Here is a 3,103-nt window from a genome sequence, read left to right on the forward strand (position 1 = left end):
GATCGATAGAGTCGCGATGGGTAACTTTGGTGACTGCGAGCCTGTCGGCGAAGGCGTTTCAGAATTACGAGTAGATGTGGGTGCAGGGTATCGAGTCTATTTGATCCAGCGTGGGAAGGAGGTCGTGATCCTTCTGTGCGGTGGGGACAAGAAGTCCCAAACCAGCGACATCAAGAAAGCCAAAGGCATGGCTGCCGATCTCTAATCGTTAGGATCGTCACCGGAGAATTTGAGAATGAGTACCCAACTCCTACCGTTCGACCTATCCGCAATCCTTGATAGTGATGAGGCGGTTGCCGAGTACGTGCGCCAAGTCCTCGAAGATGGCGACACAGACGAAATGCTTCGTGCTGTGGGTCATGTTGCGAAAGCACGTGGGATGGCTCAGGTAGCAAAGGATGCTGGTCTCGGTCGTGAAAGTCTGTACAAGGCTCTTCGACCTGGCGCACAACCTAAGTTCGAGACGATGAACAGGGTTTTTGGCGCACTAGGGTTTCGGTTGTCAGTGGAGCCTGTGAAACGTCCTGGCGCTGCCGCCTGATGTGCTGTGGCAGTCTGACGCTAGTCTGGATCCCCGCCGTAGGCGGCAGAGTGCTCGAATGTACCTGACTCGAAATCAGGCGTTGGTGAAAGCCAACCGGGGGTTCGAATCCCACCCTCTCCGCCAGTAAAAAACAAGKCCCCGCAGCGATGCGGGGCCTTTGTTTTTGTTGAGTGCCGAGCGTGTGTGACGTGGGCCTCGGCTTTGTCATCGCGTTGGCTTTTTAGTCTCCAGTTAACAAAGCCCCGCACCCGGGGATCGCGTATAAATCTCCTCGTTGCCTCGTTGCCTCGTTGCCTCGGTGACATGTGAACGCATTCGAGCGATAAATTTTCCAACAACAACGTTCCACAGGGGGAATGGCTATGGTGGGTAATCCGGAAGACGATACGCATCTGCACTGGCAAGGTATGCACTTCAGTTTTGAAAAAGGGCAGTTGGTTATTCACGACACCGAAAAGGTGCTGAATCTCTTGATCGAGGGGCAGTTCTCCCGCGAAGAGGTCGCCTTCAGGCTGGACAATCTCGGAGTGACGGTGATGGTGCGACGTTTCCCCAGATCTGAGTAGCGTCCCGTCCTCGGGCTCAACCCCCATGAGGCTGTGCCTGAGGCCACTCTGGCTAACGAGCAGAGCGGCAAGAAGGGCGGGCTCAGGTCCAGCTAAGGAGGCCCCGGACGAAAGGCGCTCCCGTCGATTAGCAGACTGCCTGCGCATACAGGCACCATGAAGGGGCCAGCATCGCGTCCGAACGCGTGCTGGCAACTCAACCCATCATGGAGATCGACAATGACCACGTATATCCGCACCGCACTGCTGTCTGCTCTGGTTCTTTCGCTCACCTGTGGCTTCGCCACCGCAAGCGACCTGCGCACTGCCAAACCTGCCGTCGCGTCTCAATCGCACGCCGGGGTTCCGCAGGCGCTGATGGTCAAATGCAAAGATCCGATCGAGTGCAACAAGGGTCGTGCCTGAAGGCCCAGGGCCCTTTAAAGACCTACGGCGACAGCGTCGCAGTGGACACCATTTGGGCGGCAGGCTGCGTCTTGCCGCCCATCAGGAGCGCTGCCGACAGGACGAAGGCGAGTGCGACCTGGCATTCAATCAGCATAGGGTCACGCATGACCGTGCTGGTGAGTGCCATCGCGATGCTGGCACCCATGCCGGCGAGGGCCGCCCCATGCCATCCATGCCGGAACGCCATCCCGATCACCGGCAGGACCATCGCGAGCCGGGCGGCTTGCTGCACATATCCGGCATGAAGGGTCGCTTGCCACGCAAGAATGACGAGGACGGGGACGACCCATGCGCAGGTATCCCTGAACAGGGTGCTGCGCAACACGGCGGTCAAAGAATGGGTCTTCCTGACTTGTTCCCGGATGGCGAACAGGGCAGGCGCGAGGGTGAGTGCCCCGAGATAGCCGCCCAGTAGATAGGCGGAAAAGCCGATCGAGACAGACACTCCAGGACCCCAGTCTTTCGACACAGACGCCAGGGCGATCCACAAGGTGGTCGCGTCCCGCAGGGCGCTCATCAGCGCACAGCAGAGTGCTGCGGAGACAAGGTAGGGCATCCGGATTCGGCCGTCTGGGCCCCACAATGCCCACCGCTGGCGCAAGGGCAATATGCACGCCATGCACACCACGATTTGCGGTACGGATGCAGCCAATGCCCATACCGGACCGAACTCGTCCATGGACAGGAACGCGTTTTCAATGACAGGCAGGAGTTCGCCGAAGGCGAGGGCGGGCCACAAACGCACCGGCACGATCAGGAGGCAGCACAGTCGGAGGCCGACCGTCAGTTCCCAATGGGACATGCTCAATTGATAGGCGAGCCGGTAGCAAGCGGCGTATGCGCCGATGACGGCAATATGTTGACCCCAGGCCTTCCAGTGCTCCCCGCTTCCTTTCACGCGTCAACCCCTTTGACGTTGCCCATGGTGTTCCGGCCATCTTGCCAGATACTTCGAACCCAATCGGCGAGGATAAGATGACGGTGGAGGGGAATTGGCGAAATTGCCGGATTTGACTATTGATGTCTTTGACACTCGACGGCGTCGCTGGCGATAGCAGGTATCCGCGTCGACCCCACCGATCCCAAGAACCCTCCGACAAACGACGCCCTTGGATGCCTTACCGGTGGCCCTTGGATGAGGGCGATGACAAGGGCGCCGCTGGCGGTGCTGCCAGCATCACGGGTGCAGCGGGCTGCGCATAGATCACATAGGGAGTGGGAGCCGGCAGTGGTGCGGGCGAAGGCTCAGGCTTGAACATGCCGTTGATCGCAGCGACGGCGGCCACGACACCGAAGCCCATGGCGGCGATCCACTTGGTGTGGGCGGAAAACGTTGCGTGGAAGTCGCTCTTCAGGTTTGCAACATCAACGGAAACCGCGGCCATGCCGGCTTTGAGATCGGCGCGAAGTTCCGCCTGGCTCTTGGCCACATCCGCCGCCGAGGCTTTCGCTTCGGCGCGTGCGGCATCCAGGTACAGCTTGATCTCGTCGCGGGTCATGTCACTCATGCGGCGATGATGAAAGTTCTCGTCGTGCGACACAACTC

General features: G+C 59.4%; 5 protein-coding genes and 1 pseudogene. 4 read left to right on the forward strand and 2 right to left on the reverse strand.

Annotated features, from left to right (window positions below):
- The 4 genes from AC1DVF_RS28800 to AC1DVF_RS28815 all read left to right on the forward strand — a co-directional run.
- Positions 1–205: type II toxin-antitoxin system RelE/ParE family toxin (locus AC1DVF_RS28800; protein WP_477783576.1), on the forward strand; the 205-nt coding region annotated here is incomplete at its 5' end.
- Between the two features lie 30 nt (positions 206–235).
- A complete protein-coding gene (locus tag AC1DVF_RS28805) occupies positions 236–541 on the forward strand; it encodes an addiction module antidote protein (RefSeq protein ID WP_213948315.1) in 306 nt (101 codons plus the stop codon).
- A gap of 365 nt (positions 542–906) precedes the next feature.
- Positions 907–1,110, forward strand: a complete 204-nt coding sequence (locus AC1DVF_RS28810; RefSeq protein ID WP_477298540.1) for a hypothetical protein — start codon at positions 907–909, stop codon at positions 1,108–1,110.
- A 219-nt stretch (positions 1,111–1,329) separates the two neighbouring features.
- Complete coding sequence (locus tag AC1DVF_RS28815; protein ID WP_063572195.1) at positions 1,330–1,515, forward strand: hypothetical protein; 186 nt, start codon at positions 1,330–1,332, stop codon at positions 1,513–1,515.
- A gap of 22 nt (positions 1,516–1,537) precedes the next feature.
- On the opposite strand, the gene AC1DVF_RS28820 is transcribed toward AC1DVF_RS28815, so the two are convergent.
- Both AC1DVF_RS28820 and AC1DVF_RS28825 read right to left on the reverse strand, forming a co-directional pair.
- Positions 1,538–2,455 (reverse strand): MASE1 domain-containing protein, encoded by a 918-nt coding sequence (locus AC1DVF_RS28820; RefSeq protein WP_477783577.1) that lies wholly within the window; start codon positions 2,453–2,455, stop codon positions 1,538–1,540.
- 220 nt (positions 2,456–2,675) lie between these two features.
- A pseudogene (locus AC1DVF_RS28825) lies at positions 2,676–3,103 on the reverse strand (hypothetical protein); the annotation flags it as partial.

It is taken from the genome of Pseudomonas sp. P4_D7 (assembly GCF_056401755.1).

Bases quoted from the DNA above. Each gene is read 5' to 3' on its own strand.
- AC1DVF_RS28815 (WP_063572195.1), top strand. From the start codon at position 1,330: ATGACCACGTATATCCGCACCGCACTGCTGTCTGCTCTGGTTCTTTCG.
- AC1DVF_RS28810 (WP_477298540.1), top strand. From the start codon at position 907: ATGGTGGGTAATCCGGAAGACGATACGCATCTGCACTGGCAAGGTATG.
- AC1DVF_RS28805 (WP_213948315.1), top strand. From the start codon at position 236: ATGAGTACCCAACTCCTACCGTTCGACCTATCCGCAATCCTTGATAGT.